At 43.1% G+C, this 18,396-nt stretch carries 16 protein-coding genes; 7 read left to right on the plus strand and 9 right to left on the minus strand.

Annotated elements, in window-relative coordinates:
• Nucleotides 1-176: 176 nt before the first annotated feature.
• Complete coding sequence (gene gap / locus ACXAFM_RS01385) at nucleotides 177-1,172, plus strand: type I glyceraldehyde-3-phosphate dehydrogenase (RefSeq protein ID WP_474826237.1); 996 nt, start codon at nucleotides 177-179, stop codon at nucleotides 1,170-1,172.
• Between the two features lie 178 nt (nucleotides 1,173-1,350).
• A complete protein-coding gene (locus ACXAFM_RS01390; protein WP_474826239.1) occupies nucleotides 1,351-2,202 on the plus strand; it encodes a D-hexose-6-phosphate mutarotase in 852 nt (283 codons plus the stop codon).
• 125 nt (nucleotides 2,203-2,327) lie between these two features.
• Here the strand turns inward: ACXAFM_RS01390 and ACXAFM_RS01395 are convergent, their stop codons facing one another.
• From ACXAFM_RS01395 to zwf, 5 genes are read right to left on the minus strand one after another with little or no spacing between them, the layout of a single operon-like run.
• Nucleotides 2,328-2,972 carry a bifunctional 4-hydroxy-2-oxoglutarate aldolase/2-dehydro-3-deoxy-phosphogluconate aldolase gene (locus ACXAFM_RS01395; protein WP_179983754.1) on the minus strand — a complete coding sequence of 215 codons (645 nt, stop codon included), beginning with the start codon at nucleotides 2,970-2,972 and terminating at the stop codon, nucleotides 2,328-2,330.
• A 3-nt stretch (nucleotides 2,973-2,975) separates the two neighbouring features.
• Nucleotides 2,976-3,929 (minus strand): glucokinase, encoded by a 954-nt coding sequence (locus tag ACXAFM_RS01400; protein WP_474826242.1) that lies wholly within the window; start codon nucleotides 3,927-3,929, stop codon nucleotides 2,976-2,978.
• Nucleotides 3,929-5,755: a phosphogluconate dehydratase gene (edd, locus tag ACXAFM_RS01405; RefSeq protein ID WP_474826244.1), complete on the minus strand. Its 1,827-nt coding sequence runs from the start codon at nucleotides 5,753-5,755 to the stop codon at nucleotides 3,929-3,931. The genes ACXAFM_RS01400 and edd overlap by 1 nt, the downstream gene beginning before the upstream one ends.
• 9 nt (nucleotides 5,756-5,764) lie before the next feature.
• The gene (gene pgl, locus ACXAFM_RS01410; RefSeq protein WP_474826246.1) at nucleotides 5,765-6,457 is read right to left on the minus strand and encodes a 6-phosphogluconolactonase; all 693 of its coding nucleotides are present in this window, start codon (nucleotides 6,455-6,457) and stop codon (nucleotides 5,765-5,767) included.
• A gap of 1 nt (nucleotide 6,458) precedes the next feature.
• On the minus strand, nucleotides 6,459-7,952 hold the full coding sequence (gene zwf, locus ACXAFM_RS01415; protein WP_458730979.1) for a glucose-6-phosphate dehydrogenase: 1,494 nt from the start codon (nucleotides 7,950-7,952) through the stop codon (nucleotides 6,459-6,461).
• Nucleotides 7,953-8,236: 284 nt separating this feature from the next.
• Between zwf and ACXAFM_RS01420 the strand changes: the two genes are divergently transcribed.
• Together ACXAFM_RS01420 and pyk are read left to right on the plus strand one after the other, a co-directional pair.
• Nucleotides 8,237-9,088: a MurR/RpiR family transcriptional regulator gene (locus tag ACXAFM_RS01420; protein WP_474806210.1), complete on the plus strand. Its 852-nt coding sequence runs from the start codon at nucleotides 8,237-8,239 to the stop codon at nucleotides 9,086-9,088.
• A gap of 238 nt (nucleotides 9,089-9,326) precedes the next feature.
• Nucleotides 9,327-10,763, plus strand: a complete 1,437-nt coding sequence (pyk, locus tag ACXAFM_RS01425; RefSeq protein ID WP_474826249.1) for a pyruvate kinase — start codon at nucleotides 9,327-9,329, stop codon at nucleotides 10,761-10,763.
• A 130-nt stretch (nucleotides 10,764-10,893) separates the two neighbouring features.
• Here pyk and ACXAFM_RS01430 read toward each other — a convergent pair whose 3' ends face one another.
• Nucleotides 10,894-11,271 (minus strand): hypothetical protein, encoded by a 378-nt coding sequence (locus tag ACXAFM_RS01430; protein WP_474826251.1) that lies wholly within the window; start codon nucleotides 11,269-11,271, stop codon nucleotides 10,894-10,896.
• 610 nt (nucleotides 11,272-11,881) lie between these two features.
• On the opposite strand from ACXAFM_RS01430, the gene ACXAFM_RS01435 reads away from it, so the two are divergent.
• A complete protein-coding gene (locus ACXAFM_RS01435) occupies nucleotides 11,882-12,058 on the plus strand; it encodes a hypothetical protein (protein WP_474826253.1) in 177 nt (58 codons plus the stop codon).
• A gap of 301 nt (nucleotides 12,059-12,359) precedes the next feature.
• Here the strand turns inward: ACXAFM_RS01435 and ACXAFM_RS01440 are convergent, their stop codons facing one another.
• The gene (locus ACXAFM_RS01440) at nucleotides 12,360-12,968 is read right to left on the minus strand and encodes a BON domain-containing protein (RefSeq protein ID WP_474826255.1); all 609 of its coding nucleotides are present in this window, start codon (nucleotides 12,966-12,968) and stop codon (nucleotides 12,360-12,362) included.
• Nucleotides 12,969-13,368: 400 nt separating this feature from the next.
• On the opposite strand from ACXAFM_RS01440, the gene ACXAFM_RS01445 reads away from it, so the two are divergent.
• Nucleotides 13,369-14,346, plus strand: coding sequence for an endonuclease/exonuclease/phosphatase family protein (locus ACXAFM_RS01445; RefSeq protein WP_474826257.1), 978 nt, complete (start codon nucleotides 13,369-13,371; stop codon nucleotides 14,344-14,346).
• Between the two features lie 32 nt (nucleotides 14,347-14,378).
• On the opposite strand, the gene ACXAFM_RS01450 is transcribed toward ACXAFM_RS01445, so the two are convergent.
• Nucleotides 14,379-14,921, minus strand: a complete 543-nt coding sequence (locus ACXAFM_RS01450) for a hypothetical protein (RefSeq protein ID WP_474826259.1) — start codon at nucleotides 14,919-14,921, stop codon at nucleotides 14,379-14,381.
• Between the two features lie 560 nt (nucleotides 14,922-15,481).
• Between ACXAFM_RS01450 and ACXAFM_RS01455 the strand changes: the two genes are divergently transcribed.
• The gene (locus ACXAFM_RS01455; protein ID WP_474826261.1) at nucleotides 15,482-16,465 is read left to right on the plus strand and encodes a glycosyltransferase family 2 protein; all 984 of its coding nucleotides are present in this window, start codon (nucleotides 15,482-15,484) and stop codon (nucleotides 16,463-16,465) included.
• A gap of 129 nt (nucleotides 16,466-16,594) precedes the next feature.
• On the opposite strand, the gene ACXAFM_RS01460 is transcribed toward ACXAFM_RS01455, so the two are convergent.
• On the minus strand, nucleotides 16,595-18,343 hold the full coding sequence (locus tag ACXAFM_RS01460; protein WP_474826263.1) for a hypothetical protein: 1,749 nt from the start codon (nucleotides 18,341-18,343) through the stop codon (nucleotides 16,595-16,597).
• Nucleotides 18,344-18,396: the final 53 nt, after the last annotated feature.

The following is an 18,396-nucleotide window of genomic DNA, read 5'->3' on the forward strand; positions in this document are numbered from 1 at the left end:
CAAACAAATTTTTAACATTATTCTAGAAACAAGGGCTTCGCGATATGTGAATACGATTGCAATAGCACTTGTTCGTAATTTTGCAACACTTTAGCTTTTTATTTTGCTAATTATGGCATTTTGATCCATACTTTACGTAATTTATTTTCATTTTATTTGAACAATCGGGGTACGTTATGACAATTCGCATCGGTATCAATGGTTTTGGCCGTATTGGTCGCCTAGTAATGCGTGCAGCTGCAGAACGCAACGACATTGAAGTTGTGGCTATTAACGACTTGCTAGACACAGACTACATTGCTTATCTTTTGAAATACGATTCTACACATGGTCTATTCGACGGTGAAGTTACAGTAGATAACAATAGTCTAGTGGTAAACGGCAAAACCATCCGTATTACTTCAGAAAGAGATCCAGCTGCGCTTAAGTGGGATGAAGTAGATGTAGACGTTGTTGTTGAATCAACAGGTCTATTCCTAACTAAAGAAACCGCAGCGAAACACATTGAAGCTGGCGCGAAAAAAGTGGTTATGTCTGCGCCGTCTAAAGACGACACGCCAATGTTCGTAATGGGCGTTAACCAAGAAAGCTATGCTGGCGAAACTATCGTTTCAAATGCGTCTTGCACCACTAACTGTCTTGCTCCACTTGCAAAAGTGCTTAACGACAAGTTTGGTATTGTAGACGGTCTAATGACAACAGTTCACGCTACAACTGCTACACAGAAAACTGTAGATGGTCCTTCAATGAAAGACTGGCGTGGCGGCCGCGGCGCGGGTCAAAACATCATCCCATCATCAACGGGTGCTGCCAAAGCAGTAGGTAAAGTAATTCCTGAGCTTAACGGTAAACTAACAGGTATGGCTTTCCGTGTACCTACCCCTAACGTTTCAGTTGTTGACCTTACGGTTAACCTAGCGAAGGCTGCTAGCTACGACGAAATCTGTGCTGCAATGAAAGAAGCTTCAGAAGGCGAGCTAAAAGGTATTATGGGTTACACTGAAGATGCAGTTGTATCAAACGATTTCTTAGGCGACGCACGCACTTCAGTATTTGACGCTACTGCAGGTATCGCGCTTACTGACACATTCGTTAAGCTTGTATCTTGGTACGACAACGAATGGGGTTACTCAAACAAGGTTCTTGACTTAGTAGCTCATATTTCTAAGTAATAAACAAAAATATAGAACAAATAGTTAAACTATTTGTTCTAAAGTTGAGTTAATCTAAAGGTGCAAACATTATGTTTGCACCTTTTTTTGTTATCTCAAAAATAAAGACGGTTTTTCAGCGACACACATTTTCACGTCGCCTACTTTGTAAGTTAAGTATTCAGTCCAAGGGGGACGTATGCCATCTGTGAATTCAGTTACCGTTAGCGAGTCTAATGGTCTTACCTTTTTAGACGTGGATAACGCTTTCGCCACAGCGCGCATAAGCTTATTTGGCGGCCATATTTTATCTTTTGTCCCAAAGGGCGATAACAAAGAGCGGCTTTGGGTAAGTCCACATGCCTATCTAAACGGCGAGCGTCCTATTCGCGGGGGGATTCCAGTGTGTTGGCCATGGTTTAGTGATGACCATGGTCGCGAAAAAGGTGCCCTTCCCTCTCACGGCTTTTTAAGAACCCAGGTGTGGAAGCTGGTTAACTCAGAAGAAACAGCAAACTGCACCACTATAACCCTTTCACCAAGCTTTACTCGGGCTGAGGGGTTTGAAAATGACTGCACTGTAACCATGGTTGTCGCTATCGGTGAAACTATGGACGTATCTTTGGTCACTGAAAACACAGGGGTGGTAGCATTCGACTTTAACTGTGCTCTGCACTCTTATTTTCATGTTGATGATATTCAGCAAGCAGTTATAAAAGGAATTAAGGGCGAATATAAAGACAAGCTTGACGATTGGGCGATAAAGCCTACGCCAACGCCTTACACTATTACCGGAGAAACCGACCGAATCCATCTTGCGCCCATTAAAAACGTTGATATTGAAGTAGGTGGCAATTCATTTACGGAAGTTGTCTCACAGGGCAATGATTCACTTGTTGTGTGGAACCCGTGGCAAGGTGCTGCGTCCATTTCAGATATGGACCCATTTGGCTATAAGCACATGCTATGCGTGGAGACGTCGTTAACACAAGGCACAACATTAGCACCTGGTGAAAGTCACACTCTTAGACAGACTATTGCTCCCAAGTAAACGTGTGGCTATATCGATGGTCTTTCGCGATGAGTCGTGCTTGCTAGCAATATCGAGTAGCAAAAGTATCTTATAAAAAAACCTGCCAATTGGCAGGTTTTTTAAAACGTAGAGCTTAGCGACTTTTACTGCTTAGCACCTGCAACGGCTTCTTTAGCCAGCTGCGTGATGCGCGCCCAATCACCTGACTCAATCGCGTCATCTGGTGCTAACCACGAACCACCTACGCACTTAACGTTCTTAAGCGCTAAGTAGTCGTTGTAGTTATTTGGACCAATACCGCCTGTTGGACAGAAGGTTACATCAGGGAAAGGACCGCTGATAGACTTGATAGCTTTAACGCCACCTGACGCTTCTGCGGGGAAGAATTTCATGTGGGTGTAGCCCGCATCTTTACCCTTCATAAGATCTGACGTTGAAGAAATACCTGGGATAAGTGGAATATCAGCATCCATACCCGCTTTAAGCAAGTCAGCCGTCATGCCTGGGCTAATAGCGAACTTAGCGCCTGCTTCAACAACGGCTTTTAGCTGTTGCGCGTTGGTTACCGTGCCCGCCCCGATCAAAGAATCAGGTACTTCTTCTGCAATGCGCTTAATTACGTCAATTGCTGCAGGTGTACGTAAAGTTACTTCTAAAACTTTAATTCCACCTTCCATTAGCGCTTTTGCTAGAGGAACGGCTTTTTCTACATCATTGATAACCAACACAGGTACAACTGGACCGGCCGCAAAAATTTCCTCTGGAGAGGTTTTCCATTTCGATGTCATAATTTAGCTCGCTGTATTTTGATTCAGATATGCAGCCGCACCCAATAAACCGTGATCAGGTTCTGCAATAAGATAGGTGGGAATGTCTTTAACGTAATGCTTCATTTGCCCTTTCGCTTCAAAACGCGCTCTGAAGTCGCTGTTTTGAATAAACTCAGGGAAACGATTTGCAATACCTCCACCAATAAAGATACCGCCAGTAGTCGCCATATTCAGCGCTATATTACCCGCGAAGCTTCCCATGATTCGACAAAACTGAGTCAGTGTTGCTTCAGCTAACTCACAAGTTCCGTTTAACGCCGCTTCAGTAATTTGCGCTGGCTCAGTAAAGGCTACAGGGGCAGACGCATCGTTAGCTAACGCAGTGTAGATATTGTGCAAGCCACGTCCGGACATCACTTCTTCAGCAGAAGCACGCCCCAATGTCGATTGCAAATGACGCCAAACCACAACATCGGTTTCATCAACAGGAGCGAAGTCAACATGACCACCCTCACCGTCTAATGTTTGCCAACCTGTCGAAGTCATAGTGATATGCTCAACGCCAAGGCCAGTACCTGGGCCAAAAACAGCAATATTGCCGTTCTCTTTTGGTGTGCCCTCTCCAATTTGAACAACTTGGTCTTCGCTTAGCACAGGTAATGAATGTGCCACTGCAGTGAAGTCGTTAATGACAAACAGCGCGTCTAGCTTAAGCTGCGAACGCAAAGCGTTTTGAGAAAAAGCCCAGCTGTGGTTAGTCATTACAACTTGGTCACCTAGCACTGGGCAGGCAATTGCAATACAACCTTGGGTAAAGTTGTGCTCTGGCGTGTCTTCAAAATACTGTGAAATAGCTAAATCGATGCTAGCAAAGTCATTACACATGTATTTTTTAATGTCAGTGACGCCCGACTCGGTTACTCTCGCAACGCGAATATTGGTACCGCCAACATCAGCCACAAACTTTTGGCTCATTACGCTTGCTCCTGCGTGTAAAACAGTGAACACGCTCCTTCTTCTGCACCAGTAAGGATGGCACGCATACCCGCAAACATTTCGCGTCCCATACCCACATGATGCTTCGCCAAGCTCGCTGGCGCAGCTTCACGTGCAGCTAATGTTTCATCATCAACGTGTAATGTTAATGCACCTGTTTCGGTATTAAGCTCGATGATGTCGCCTTCTTGCACTTTAGCAAGTAGTCCACCTTTATACGCTTCTGGAGTCACGTGGATAGCAGCAGGTACTTTACCTGATGCACCCGACATACGACCGTCAGTAACAAGGGCTACTTTAAAGCCACGGTCTTGAATTACACCAAGCGGCGGCGTTAGGCGGTGAAGCTCTGGCATACCAATGGCCGATGGCCCTTGGAAGCGAACAACCACGATACAGTCTTTATCTAGCTTGCCAGATTTAAACGCGTCATCCAGTTCAAACTGATCTTCAAACACAACCGCTGGCGCTTTAATAGTGCAATGCGGAGTACGAAGCGCAGATGTTTTGATTACGCCGCGGCCTAAGTTCCCGTCAAGCACGCTCAAACCACCATCAGGTTTAAATGGTGCATCAACCGTTGCTAATACCTCTTTATCCAGAGATTCTGTTGGGCCGTCGCGCCACTCTAGCTCGCCGTCTTTTAGCACAGGCTCTTTGGTGTATAGCTCCAAGCCATCGCCAACGATAGTTTTCACATCGTTGTGCAGTAATCCTGCGTCAAGCAGTTGCTTGATAAGCAACGACATACCGCCAGCGGCAACAAAGTGGTTAATGTCTGCTGAACCGTTAGGGTAAATACGGGTAAGTAGTGGAACCGCATTTGAAATATCTGAGAAATCGTCCCAGTTAACAATGTAGCCAGCAGCGCGCGCAACAGCGATAAGGTGCATGGTGTGGTTAGTCGAACCACCCGTTGCAAGTAGACCTACAAGACCATTTACAATGGCTTTAGCATCTACAATGTGGCCAATTGGCGTGTAGTTGTCACCAAGGTCAGTTAGACGAGTCGCTTGAACCGCAGCTGCTTTTGTTAACGCATCACGCAGTGGCGTACCTGGGTTTACAAACGAAGAGCCCGGTAAGTGTAAACCCATCATCTCAACCACAAGCTGGTTTGAGTTTGCTGTACCGTAGAAAGTACACGTACCAGCAGAATGATAAGACTGAGACTCAGCTTCAAGTAGTGCGTCGCGACCAACCTTGCCTTCAGCAAATTCTTGTCGAACGCGTGCTTTTTCTTTATTTGGCAAGCCTGATGGCATAGGACCGGCTGGAACGAACACCGTTGGCAGGTGACCAAACGTAAGTGCGCCCATTAGCAGTCCAGGTACGATTTTATCGCAAATACCCAGCATCAAGGTGCTATCAAACATGTTATGTGAAAGCGCAATAGCTGCGCCCTGAGCAATGTTGTCGCGGCTCATAAGGCTTAAGTCCATACCAGACTGGCCTTGCGTCACACCATCACACATTGCAGGTACACCACCGGCAAACTGCGCTACACTGCCCACTTCTTTTACCGCTTCGCGAATAAGCGCAGGGTAAGTTTCATATGGCTGGTGGGCAGAAAGCATGTCATTGTACGCAGACACAATAGCCACATTGGCTTTGGTCATCGAACGAAGGTCAGCCTTTTCACTTGTACCACATGCAGCAAAGCCGTGGGCCAGGTTTCCGCACGATAGTACACCGCGGTGTGGACCTTGACGGCGTGCGTCTTCAATCTTCTCTAAATACGCTTTACGCGTTTCTTTACTACGCTCGATAATTCGTTGCGTAACTTCAGCAATTTTTGGATTCATTCTTGTCTCCTATGGCGCCCACATCAGAGTGACCGGTGCTCTATTTACAACGGCAGTGATGGGCTTTTGCGCTTCGGTAGCATTTTCAATAGCGTCTAAAAGCACTTGCTTTTTCTTTTCACCCGTTAGGTGTAAAAAGATGTTTCGGCTATTGAGTAACGCAGGTAGCGTTAATGAAATACGTTGATGAGGTGCTGTTGTAGGTTGAACAGCAATGCAGGTTCTGCCGCTGCTCATATCTAAGCCGTCAAGTACTTGCTCAGAACAAGGGAAAAGCGATGCTGTGTGCCCGTCTTCCCCCATACCAAGGATTAATGCGTCAAAAGGCTGTGACATGCTGGCCAGATTAGACTCAGCTGCACTTACCCCTTCGTTTGCATCGTCAACATCGCTTTTCAGTTCGATAAAACGAGCTGCTGCGGCTTTATTTTGAATTAGATTATTTTTAACTAGGCTAGTATTGCTGGCTTCATGGCCCTCTTCAACCCAGCGTTCGTCAGCAAGGGTAATATCAACCTTATCCCACTCAAGGTCGGTCTCGCTTAACTGCTTGAAAAGCGCTAGCGGTGTACGTCCACCACTCACCACAAGCGACGCACGACCGCGAGTTTTAATACCTGTTTTAAGAATACTTACCAAATCTTGTGCAAATGCATCGGTAAGCGCGTCAGGTGTTTCAAATGATAGAGTTGTTAACGCCATATTACTTTTTCTTCCCTGTCTTGCTTTCGTACCAGCTGCGATTTTCGCGGGCCAGAAGACCAATAGAGTCTACCGGACCCCATGTACCAGCTTGATACGGCTCAGGTGGCTCGCTTGATTGCTTCCACGCTTCAAGAATTGAATCTACCCATGTCCAGGCTTGTTCAATTTCGTCACGACGAACAAATAGCGCCTGGTTACCTAGCATCACTTCAAGCAGAAGCTTTTCGTAAGCATCTGGAATGCGCTCGTCAGCAAAGGCTTCGGAGAAACTGAGGTTAAGCTTAGATTTTTGAAGATCCATCGAGCCTGAGCTAGTTAAACCTGGAACTTTATTCATTACGGTGATTTCTACACCTTCATCAGGCTGTAGACGAATAACCAACTTGTTAGGTGGAAGATTCTTAAAGCTATCACCAAATAGGTTGTGCGGTTGGCGCTTGAAGTAAATAACAACTTCACTCACCTTAGTCGGCATACGCTTACCTGTGCGCAGATAAAATGGCACGCCGGCCCAACGCCAGTTGTCAATTTCAGCTTTTATTGCAATAAAGGTTTCAGTTTTACTCTGTGTATTGGCACCTTCTTCTTCAAGGTAACCAGGTACTTCTTCGCCTTTAACAAATCCAGACGTGTACTGACCGCGTACCGTGCTTTCGTTAATGTTAAACGAATTGATAGGGCGAAGCGCTTTAAGTACTTTAAGCTTTTCATCACGAATGCTGTCTGCATCTAACGTTGTAGGCGGCTCCATTGCAACCAAGCTTAGGATTTGTAACAAGTGATTTTGCACCATGTCACGCATTTGTCCCGCATCGTCGAAATAACCCCAGCGCCCCTCAATACCTACTGACTCAGCAACTGAAATTTGAACATGGTCAATACAGTTGTGATCCCAGTTTGTGGCAAAAATAGAGTTGGCAAAACGAAGCGACACTAAGTTAAGAACGGTTTCTTTACCTAGGTAATGGTCAATACGATATATTTGTTTTTCGTCAAAGTATTCAGCGACTTGTTCGTTGATAACTTTCGACGATTCCAAATCGTGACCGATTGGCTTTTCAAGCACTACACGAACGCTTGAATCGATGATTTTGCAGCTATGAAGGCCGCGACAAATATCGCCATAAATAGCAGGCGGTGTAGCTAAGTAACACACCATGGTGCGAGTTGGGTCAACGTGGTCGTCTAAAACGCAGTAACTTTCCACATCTTTCATGTCTACGCATGCGTAATGCAAACGCGCTTTCATGCGCTCCCAAGTTTCTTCACATAAGTTCTTTTCACCAAACTTAATAAGGTTAGCGTGAACTTCTTCAATATATGCTTCAAGCTCCATTTCCTGACGCGCCACACCAACAATCGTAGTGTCTGGGTGCATCAAGTTAGCTTTTTCTAACTGATATAAAGAAGGCAATAACTTGCGTCGTGAAAGATCTCCCAGCGTACCAAAAAGTACAAAATCACAGGGCTCGTAGGAATTATCCAATACCATATTCGTCGACCTTTTAAATGTATGTGTGCGCGGCGTATTGTACAGTTATTTACAACACTAACGACTATTTTTACCGTATAGTTAACACCAAATGTAGTAAAATTACAACTTGAACCAACTATAGGATCTGAATCTTTACTATTTCCCTCAGTTTACCCTGATTTAACCTGTTTGAAACAACAAATTTTGTCAAAAAATTACATTTTTCTTGTCACAGACGTCACATTGGGTACTATTACAGATGTACCTTACAATAATTTGTGCTAACCAATTGCTATATCTGTATGAACATTTTAGAAAAAATCACACAAAACCAAGCGGCATTCAGTAAATCTGAAAAAAAGGTAGCTGAAGTTATTTTAGCTAACCCACAAACAGCCATTCATTCGAGTATAGCAACCCTCGCTAAAATGTCGGATGTTAGTGAGCCCACTGTTAACCGATTCTGTCGAAGACTGGACACGAAAGGCTTTCCAGATTTTAAACTTCATTTGGCGCAAAGCTTAGCTAACGGCACGCCATATGTTAATCGTCACGTCGATGAAAATGACAGCCCTGACGAATATACGAACAAGATATTTGAGTCTACTATGGCATCGCTTGAAGTTGCCCGTCAGTCGGTTAACGTCAATGTGGTAAATCGCGTAGTTGATCTACTCACCCAGGCTCAGAAAATTTCATTTTTCGGTTTAGGTGCGTCGGCATCTGTGGCTCACGATGCACTTAACAAGTTCTTCCGATTCAATGTGCCTGTTGTGTACTTTGAAGATATCCTAATGCAGCGTATGAGCTGTATGAATTGTTCGGCCGGTGATGTCGTGGTTTTGATAAGCCATACTGGTCGCACTAAAAGCTTAGTTGAAATCGCTCAAATCGCTCGAATGAACGATGCAACAGTTGTTGGTATTACATCGGCAGAAAGCCCTCTCGCTCAAGAGTGTACCTATGTGTTGTCATTGGAAGTGCCAGAAGATACCGACATGTATATGCCGATGGCTTCACGTATAGCGCAATTGACCCTTATTGACGTGTTGGCAACAGGGTTTACATTGCGCCGTGGTAATAAGTTCAGAGAAAACCTCAAGCGTGTTAAAGACACACTTCGGGGTTCACGATACGAAAAACGCGGCGATTAAATCGTCATTATTTTGATCGTGGTCGCATTTATTGTCGTAGCAATTAGCGGCTAATGTACCGAGAAGAACGCCTAACTGGTCGAGCCAGTTAGGCGTTTTTGTTTATTTCATTCACATTATTGTCAAATTCAACTATTATTCTGTAATAAAATTACGTAAAGCGATTACAGGTATTATCCCATTGTGGAATACCTATCACTCTTTGTCTTTTCTAACTTAGAAACAGCGACGGAATCACATGACCAGAAGAACGAAAATTCTTGCCACCCTAGGACCTGCAACAGACTCACTCGAAAAAATCCAGGCGCTAATAGCGGCAGGCGCGAATACAGTGCGTATGAACTTTTCTCACGGGCAGGCTGAAGATCATATCGAGCGTGCCAAACGCGTGCGTCAGGCTGCAAAGAACTTAGGTAAATACGTAGCTATCTTAGGCGATCTTCAAGGTCCTAAAATTCGTGTTGCCCGTTTCGCCGAGGGTGCTGTTCATCTAGATATCGGTGCTAAGTTCGTCTTAGACGCTGAGTTAGGTCGTGACGAAGGCGATATCAACCAAGTAGGCATTGATTACAAAGCGCTTCCTGACGACGTATCTGCTGGCGATATCCTTCTTCTTGACGATGGTCGCATTCAGCTTCGTGTAACGGGTGTTGAAGGACGCAAAGTTGTTACTGAAGTCACCGTTGGTGGTAAACTTTCAAACAACAAAGGCATTAATCGTCAAGGCGGTGGCCTTTCAGCAGATGCACTTACTGACAAAGACAAAGAAGACATTAAAACTGCAGCAAAAATCGGTGTCGATTACCTTGCAGTGTCATTCCCACGAAGCGGCGCAGATTTAAACTACGCGCGAGAACTTGCTGAAGCAGCAGGCTGCTACGCGAAAATTTGTGCAAAGGTTGAACGTGCTGAAACCGTCGCTTCTGACGAAGCTATGGACGATATTATCGTAGCCTCTGATGCTGTAATGGTAGCTCGTGGTGATTTGGGTGTAGAAATTGGCGACGCAGAACTTGTTGGCGTTCAGAAGAAGTTAATTGCCCGCTCTCGTCAACTGAACAAAGTTGTTATCACAGCGACTCAAATGATGGAGTCGATGATTGATAGCCCAATGCCGACACGTGCAGAAGTAATGGACGTTGCAAACGCCGTATTAGATGGCACTGACGCGGTTATGCTTTCAGCTGAAACCGCTGCGGGTAACTTCCCTATCGAGACGGTTGCAGCAATGGCCCGTGTTTGTGAAGGCGCAGAAACTCATCCAAGCGTTAAAATTTCTAAGCACCGCATGGATCAGAAGTTTTCATCAACGAGCGAATCAATTGCACTTTCAGCTGTGTATGCAGCGAACCACCTGCCAAGCGTTAAAGCCATTGTAGGTTTAACTGAAAGTGGTACTACGCCAACATTGATGTCTCGTATTACTACGTCACTACCAATAATTGCCATGTCTCGTCACGAATCCACGCTTAACACTATGGCATTGTGTCGTGGTGTGAAGCCAGTTTACTTTGACTCATCTAACAGCGAACCAGGCAAATTAAAGTACGATGTTATTGCTTCGCTAAAAGACAAAGGCTTAGTGAAAAGCGGTGACAGCATCATCCTTACCTATGGCGATGAAATGGAAAAAGTAGGCGCAACTAACACTTTGAAAATTGTAGAAGTTGAATAGCCTGAAACGAATATTGAAAGCGAAGCTTGAGCTTCGCTTTTTTTTGCCTGAAATTTGAATAGATTTGGAAACTAAAAACGCCCCTTATACCTTTATGATGTAAGGGGCGTTTTTGTTAATACTGTTTAGGCTAGATTGCCTGTGCAGTGTAGGTCTCTGTCTCTTGAGCTATATCGTTCGTATATTGCTTAAGGTGGTGACTAAGGATGTTTTCAGCGCGTTCAACAAACTCGTCTCGTTTAAACTTCCATCCTCTTAAGTCAGCTTGTTTTGCCTGCTTTACATAAAAGTCTAAGCGTGTTTTTCTAAGCAAATGCGCCTTTTTGGATAAATCAAACTCAACAAGTGATAATGTCTTTTCAACTTTAACAATATCGGCGTGAACAGAGCGTTCAGCGTCATCGGCCGTTGCTTGGCTAATGGAAAGCTTACCCTGCCCAAACATGCCGATTAGTGCTATGACAACTGAAACAACAATAGCTGAATAAACCCACTTTAAAATGTTCATGCCTCACTCCTTGACCAACTGTGAACTGCTCATAATCTAATTAAAAAACTTAGCGCTAAAAAGTTAAGGTAAGCCAAACAATGCGCTAATTTTAATTACTGTGTAGTTTGTAATTGCAGCTTCTATACCACAACTTTTTTCTTTGTATTTCAGGAAGATATGAAACAAGACCACTACTGCAAAATGTATTGAAAGAATTTTCTACACACTTTAAGAGAAATTTTCCGTGTCTTTCCTTCGGGTTCAATCAAAGCAGCCTATCCAAAAAAAATTTGTAAAAACGACTTCAAAATCGCCAGTGGATGAAGAATAAAGTGTTCAGCGCATATTTGGTATTACCAAAAAGTTCATTTTTCGCGCTAAATATTGCCGTGGAAATAGACATAAGTATTAGAAGACAATGAAATCAGTAATAAAAACAGCAATAATACAAATCCTCCTCCCTCTCGAAGGCAATCTACTCAGAGACTTCATTACTTTTGTCAATTGGTTTGTAAGATAGTTAAATTGGCATTACAAAATGCAATATTTCCCCCTTAACAGGACTTACCAGTAATATTGACTTAAGTATGAGGTGTATCGGTAAGCGTTTGTCTGCCAAAAGGTTTAAATGTCTAAAACAAAGACAATGCCTACTGCCTTGTGGTTATTTGACGTTTCAATTATCCCATGGATGAAGCCCGTTTTAATGTCTCTTACATTAATTCTCGCTTCGGGTCTTGCTAATATTGGAGTAATTTCAGATGAAATTTTTGATTTAAACGAATGGAAAATTGTTGAAATTTAACGTGATTTGAACATTGTAGTTTTGACGTCTGCGGTGCATATGCTTATTTGGGATCAGAACAAGTACGTGAACATAAAGCGCATTGTAGTAAGCAAAATGGAACTGATATTACTATCTATGAATTCTAATTTGTTTTTGATTGTTGCACTGAATGTCGCAAAGAGCTCCAATCTGAAATTGGCCAAGTAGTACTCTTAACGAAGAATAGAAGCATTGACTTCGACTATTATATGCTTGGTTAATATTTGATAAGAAAAAGGGGCGAGCGCCCCTTTTTTTATGAAAATGATGAAAAGAACCTTTAGTTCATTGCGGTTTCAGTTACTACACGCAAGTTGCTCTCTACATCTTTGACATCAGAAGCATTTTTAGCAATTTCTACTGCCAAGTCACGCTCTGCATCAGAATCAACTTCACCAGTCAGCATTACTACACCGTTTTCTACGTCAACATCAATGTCAAAACCTGAAATGTCAGTATCCATAAGAAGACGTGTTTTGATTACTGTGGCGATTTTAGCGTCAGTCAACTCGCTTGTACCTTCGTCAACCGTGTCTTCCATGTCATCTGACATATCGCCATCCATATCTTCGTCAGAGACAACAGTTAGCTTGTTATCTACAGACGTTACACCGTCAATATTCGCCACTAGCTCTTCCGCTAGCTTTTTATCAACAGAGTTCTCAACTTTACCAGTAAGAACAACATTTCCGTTTTTAACGTCAGTGTTAATGTCGAATGAATCAAGGTTACCATTGAACAACAGCGTTGCTTCTGCTTTGCCATCAATCCATGCATCTTTGGCGCCTTTTTCCCATTTATTTTCTGTGCTGTCAGTGCCCATGTCACCTGCATATGCAGCTGTGGTCAAAGTTGTAGCAACAATAATAGAAATAAGTGAACGTTTCATAACATTTCTCCTTTGTCGAAACTCGAAGATAGTCATGCCAATTCCTTGCCAACAAAATAAAACACTGTTTTTAATGATAAATATTAAAATTTAGGACTAATAAAGTAAGTTTTGTTTTGCAAACTTTGCCTTTGTTTGAGAACTTTTTACTTAATTTTGTTCATGCCCAAAACTCGTCAACTTCACGTCAGAAAAGCTCCTATCGATTGTACTAGGAGATAACTTTTCGCCGTAGGCCGCTGCCTAGTTGCAGTGATGCCTAGGTTAAACTATTTTCACAAAGCAGCCGTAGCTATAACGATTCGTATCGCTTCACTGGCTATAATCATCAATTTAATTTTGCAGGCCGAGTTAGTAGGTGAAGCGTTCTTCGTTTATTAAACTAAAGGACCAACCAGACATGGATACTGCACTTACTGCTGTTTCAGTCTTATTTATAGCCGTAAGCTGGGCCCCTTTGCTTCCTTCTTCTCATTGGTTAATAAGAGTGTGGGAATTTCCGCGACTACAAATAGCAGCGATAATTGCTCTGTTAATTGCCGGGCATATTTTTGAGTTAGGCTATTACGCAAAGATTGATAGCCTAGCAATAATTATTGTAGCTGGATTAACAGTAAGCCTTATTTATCAGATTATCTGGATCATTCCTTATACCCCTCTGTATAAAAGAGAAGTTAGGCACGTCGAGGTTGAGAACGCGAGCCAAAAGCTAAGTGTTTTATCAAGCAATGTGTATATGCCCAATGACGATTTTCGCAAGCTCATTGAACATGTACGTAATAAGCAACCTGATTTTCTCGTAACGTTGGAATCTAATGAGAAGTGGCAGAAAGGCATCAGTGAAATTGAGTCTGAATACCCATATCGTAAATTTTGCCCACTCGAAAACCTCTACGGTATGCATCTTTATAGTAAGCTTCCCTTTGAAGAGGTCTCATTGCGATTTCTAATAGAAGAAGATGTGCCGTCTATGAAAGTGAAAATCAATCACCACGGACAAGATGTCACGCTATATTTTCTTCATCCAAAACCACCAAGCCCAACAGAAAACACGTATGCGAAGCCCAGAGACGTAGAACTTACGGTTGTGGGGGAAGAAATAGCTGAAACAGAGGGTCCTATTGTCGTCGCTGGCGATCTTAACGATGTGGCTTGGTCACCTACTACCAGAAAATTCAAGAAAATAAGCGGACTTTTAGACCCACGAGAGGGGCGCGGTTTTTTTAATACATTTCACGCGAAATATCCTTTAGTGAAATGGCCATTAGACCACGTATTTCACTCGAAACACTTTGCATTGGTCAATATAGAGAAGCTTGAAAGCATAGGCTCAGATCACTACCCGCTATTTACCGAGCTAGCGCTAGTCACGGATTAACACTAATCTCAAGGCTGTAAATCTAAAGAGTGCTAACTACGGTGTTTGACACACCACATAAGGCTGTCACACGCTTCTTCACGCTTTTTAAAATGTGCTAGCCCTATTAGCTTGTTGTCTCGAGGCCAAACTGCTTGGTTTAGCACCTCTTGATCTTCTGCCGATAGTTGTTCGCTGTCTAACACAATCTCAACCGCTTTTTTATTGGGCTTTATTAATGTAGGTTTAGCGTCTTTAACTAAAGCAGAACGTACACAAATATACTCTCGCTTTACAGGGTCGCGTACCACACCAATATACTCATCGTCACAAATTATAGCTGGCCAGCCTTCCGTTATTCTGCTCTGACCAAACATTACGAGTGTAAAAGCAACAAGAACGAAAAGCGTTAAACCGATAAATTGAGCGCTCAAATCTGGTGCTACACTTACAATAACGCCAACAACAGCAGCGAAAAATATCCAGCCACCAAATACTCTACGCATAGCATTCGGTGAGATACCAGATATGACATCAACAAGCTTTAATGATTGCTTGTCATAATGTCGAATGAATACAGACGATTGTGATTCCACAGCCTTTGTCCACCAGAAAAAATACGAAGTTCAGAAATTAATACGTTATAAGTAAGGCTGAAGATTTACCTGCACTCTGAGTGCGTAATAACCAATAATATGATATTTCACCCACTCTAAAGAAAACGTGTTAAGCAAAATTTGTAGGAATATTTAAACTATTGAATTGTAATGTTTATCCTACAACTCAAGCATACCAAAATATGGAGGAGCGGCAAAGCTATTACGCGCTAGATGCTCAGTAAAAGAGAGTTATGAAACAAAGAATGATGTTAATCTGAAAATCAGAACATACCTACCACCAAAATAATTAAAATAAAAAACGCTATTTGCCTGAATACATTCGTTTGTAAATTTTTCTCTCCCTTTGCACCTCTTGCTTACCTTGATGCCCAACCATTGCTAGAAATTCTCAAAAACAAACTCCTGAAATAAAAGTTATATTTTATAAACAACAACTTAAAAAAACAGGAATACTCTTTGCTTATACGAAAGTATAACGTTAAACGTATCGTGTTCTCGTTATTACAAGTTCAACAAATTAGAAAGGGAGGAAGAGTATGCGTTCACCAATAAGTGCAGTAACTATTGTTAAAAGCAGGACTGAGAAGCTGACTAATTTGATTACTCAGTTAGAGCAATGCTCTCCAACGCCAGATGAACTAGTCATTGTTTGGATGGCACCTCCTTCTGATTTGTCACTTATACAGAGTGAGAAATTCGACATTGTTCACAAATTTGTAAATCAAGATGCGCTTCCGATAGCGAAAGCGCGCAACAAGGGTATGTCAGCGGCCAAGCACGCGAATTTAGTTTATTTAAACGTAGATGCAGTTATTGCCCCATCGCTTTTTAAGGATGGCTTGCTTGCACTTCGTGACAACACCGTAGTGTTCACATCAGTGGTATTTCTGCCCAACGAGCGCTGTAGTAAGCCCTACCGAAAAATTTCAAAAGATGAGAAAGAAATCGGTTATTTAGCAAGCAATGACGACACGTTACCCGAAAATGACAATAACGAAATACCTTCAAGAGATCAGGAAATTAATCATGGAAAGTTTAGTGACGATAGTATTTGTTCTACAGTGTTTTTTATTCGTAAGGCAGACTTTCAGAAAACCGGCGGCTTCGATGAAGGCTACGCGGGTTTCGGACTAAACGACGAAGATTTCTTCACTAACTGTAGAGTATTAGGGTTCTCGTTAGAGCAATTACCCACGCGAACCTTTGCACCACACCGCCCTAATTATCAATGTCCAGTGAATCACCTTTTAGACTTTGTTCATAATGCTCAGCGTTTTCACTCGAAATGGGGCTTTTACCCATGTATCAATGTATTGAACGCGTATGCAGACCAAGGCTTTATTAATGCTGATTTCAAGCAAAACGGCATTAAGGTCAAGCACCTCCCCCAGCAGGAAGGTGAATACAAATCAGGGGCTCCGGCCGAGAAGCGAATGGTAACGAACGCTCATAACAATATCGCGTTCACATCCTTTCATTCCCCAGAGAAAGAATCTGGCCTTCTAAGCACTTCAGCTTAAGCGATACTTCTTCTGATAACTTTCATTAGCAGCAAAGCACTCGAATTAGATGCTCGCGAACAATACAGAGCTCGCGAGCGCAGCAACTGGTCGATATCAAACTTTACGCCTGTAAGCATTTACTAATGGTTAGTGTTGACGCGCTTCTGCTATGGCGCTTGGCTTTTCTTGTTGCCAGTTAAGTCGCATATCCCACTTAAACCTATGTTCAGGTTTAAGTGGTGGCTGTTCAACATCAATAGTGCTTAACACGTTAGTCGCTTCAGTCAGTGTCGCATCGCGACCAAACAGATAACTTTGTTCTTTCACTATGGTCAAGTAAGCTTTATTTAGCGCATAAGCGCGCTCTGGTGAAGGAGTAATGATGTCATACACTGACTTGGCACGTTGCACTTCTTCCACCTTGACCATGCCTTTTTCATCAAACCATTTGGCCAGCATTTCTCCGTTTTGACGAAACTCATCGCCACCACCTACACGCTCCATGTAGGTGACGAATTCGCCTTTTTCCTCGTTGATATTTGGTACATCTTCGATGGCACGCAAATCAATATACCCCCACCCTGCATCGCCAGGCACTTTACGGGCAAATGAAAATGTTTGGTCAAACGTTGACCCTACCGTTTTATGACAGCCGTTACAAAACGCTAGCTCTTGGTCGTGCTGTGCGCGAAGCTCGCCCTGCTCATCTTCGATGAAGCCGTTAATTGTCCAGCCAAAGCCGTTGTCTATTCCTTTTTCACCCAAATAGCGGGTTTGGGGCAACTTCTCAAAATGCTTATCTTTTGCCTCGGCATAATAGGCAGAAGCTAAGCTTTCGCGGCTTCTGAACATATGCTTTTTCATGTAGCGCACTTCTTTCATCCGCGGCGCATTGTAAATATTTCCGTTTTCATCCACGCCAATGTAACGCACAGTGTGCAAGAATTCGGTACCTTCGGGGTAAAGCATATGGGCAAGCGGAACTGCACTCGCATCGCCAACATAATGCGACGAACGCGCCATTTCAGTCGCTAATTTTGTAAGTTTACCGTCGTTGTTCACATCAAGGTTCAGCGCTAATTCATCGACTGGTGCTACTGTTAATGTGTCTAGCTCTTTGACCGCCATTTCAACTAGGCTTAAGTTCAATGTATAAACGGCCTGATTGTATTCACCATTCAGTGTTTGAAAGCTTTCAGGAAGCCTGATCATGGCATCACCGGTTGACCCGTTGGTCGGCCAGAAAGTACTTGGGAAAGGTTTGTAGTTATATGACACCCATCCGCTGCCATCTTTAGCAAAACCGTCGTCATCAAAGGCTTTGTCAGCGGCGCTCAAGTTTTCAATACGCATGTACTCTGGCATGGCGTCTTTTCTAAGCGAAGCGGTGTAGTTGTCTTGTTCTACGTATTTTTTAATTGTGGCATCGTCAATACCCGCTATAAGCGATGTACGGTCAATAAACAGATTCTTCCAGCTGTTTGTTAGCCCCACATCGGAAAATTCATAGTTACCTTGCAATGTACCATCACCCATTTGGTTAGGGCGCTTTTCTATCGAATCGTAACTTTGGTGACATGCGTAACAAGGGTTATTTACGCCTTCTGTTTTGGTATAGCACTGGGGAGGGATCACCGATTCTGGGTTATATACTTCATTGTGTTCAATGTATGCCAGAGCAGGAATATCGTCCCCTTCTTGATAAGGGTAAGAGTGCACATTGTCGACGTTTGTCAGCTCTGATGAAGGCCCTTTCCCATTCACAGAGTGAGTACTTGTGCTTATGCCGGTATTTGATTGATTGTTTAAATCAGCATTTGTGCTTTCAGTGCACCCTGCACTGATAAATAGTGAAAGCAGAATGCCTACACCTGAAGTTATTTTTAGTATTTTCATAATGGTCACAACGGAAAAAGCCGGGTGTGTAAACACCCGGCGTATTTTAAATT

It is taken from the genome of Alteromonas sp. ABD4_190 (assembly GCF_056160105.1).

Excerpts from the sequence above, each read along its gene's own strand:
- gap (WP_474826237.1), top strand. The coding sequence starts at position 177 with ATGACAATTCGCATCGGTATCAATGGTTTTGGCCGTATTGGTCGCCTA.
- ACXAFM_RS01390 (WP_474826239.1), top strand. The coding sequence starts at position 1,351 with ATGCCATCTGTGAATTCAGTTACCGTTAGCGAGTCTAATGGTCTTACC.
- ACXAFM_RS01395 (WP_179983754.1), bottom strand. The coding sequence starts at position 2,972 with ATGACATCGAAATGGAAAACCTCTCCAGAGGAAATTTTTGCGGCCGGT.
- ACXAFM_RS01400 (WP_474826242.1), bottom strand. The coding sequence starts at position 3,929 with ATGAGCCAAAAGTTTGTGGCTGATGTTGGCGGTACCAATATTCGCGTT.
- edd (WP_474826244.1), bottom strand. The coding sequence starts at position 5,755 with ATGAATCCAAAAATTGCTGAAGTTACGCAACGAATTATCGAGCGTAGT.
- pgl (WP_474826246.1), bottom strand. The coding sequence starts at position 6,457 with ATGGCGTTAACAACTCTATCATTTGAAACACCTGACGCGCTTACCGAT.
- zwf (WP_458730979.1), bottom strand. The coding sequence starts at position 7,952 with ATGGTATTGGATAATTCCTACGAGCCCTGTGATTTTGTACTTTTTGGT.
- ACXAFM_RS01420 (WP_474806210.1), top strand. The coding sequence starts at position 8,237 with ATGAACATTTTAGAAAAAATCACACAAAACCAAGCGGCATTCAGTAAA.
- pyk (WP_474826249.1), top strand. The coding sequence starts at position 9,327 with ATGACCAGAAGAACGAAAATTCTTGCCACCCTAGGACCTGCAACAGAC.
- ACXAFM_RS01430 (WP_474826251.1), bottom strand. The coding sequence starts at position 11,271 with ATGAACATTTTAAAGTGGGTTTATTCAGCTATTGTTGTTTCAGTTGTC.
- ACXAFM_RS01435 (WP_474826253.1), top strand. The coding sequence starts at position 11,882 with ATGTCTAAAACAAAGACAATGCCTACTGCCTTGTGGTTATTTGACGTT.
- ACXAFM_RS01440 (WP_474826255.1), bottom strand. The coding sequence starts at position 12,968 with ATGAAACGTTCACTTATTTCTATTATTGTTGCTACAACTTTGACCACA.
- ACXAFM_RS01445 (WP_474826257.1), top strand. The coding sequence starts at position 13,369 with ATGGATACTGCACTTACTGCTGTTTCAGTCTTATTTATAGCCGTAAGC.
- ACXAFM_RS01455 (WP_474826261.1), top strand. The coding sequence starts at position 15,482 with ATGCGTTCACCAATAAGTGCAGTAACTATTGTTAAAAGCAGGACTGAG.
- ACXAFM_RS01460 (WP_474826263.1), bottom strand. The coding sequence starts at position 18,343 with ATGAAAATACTAAAAATAACTTCAGGTGTAGGCATTCTGCTTTCACTA.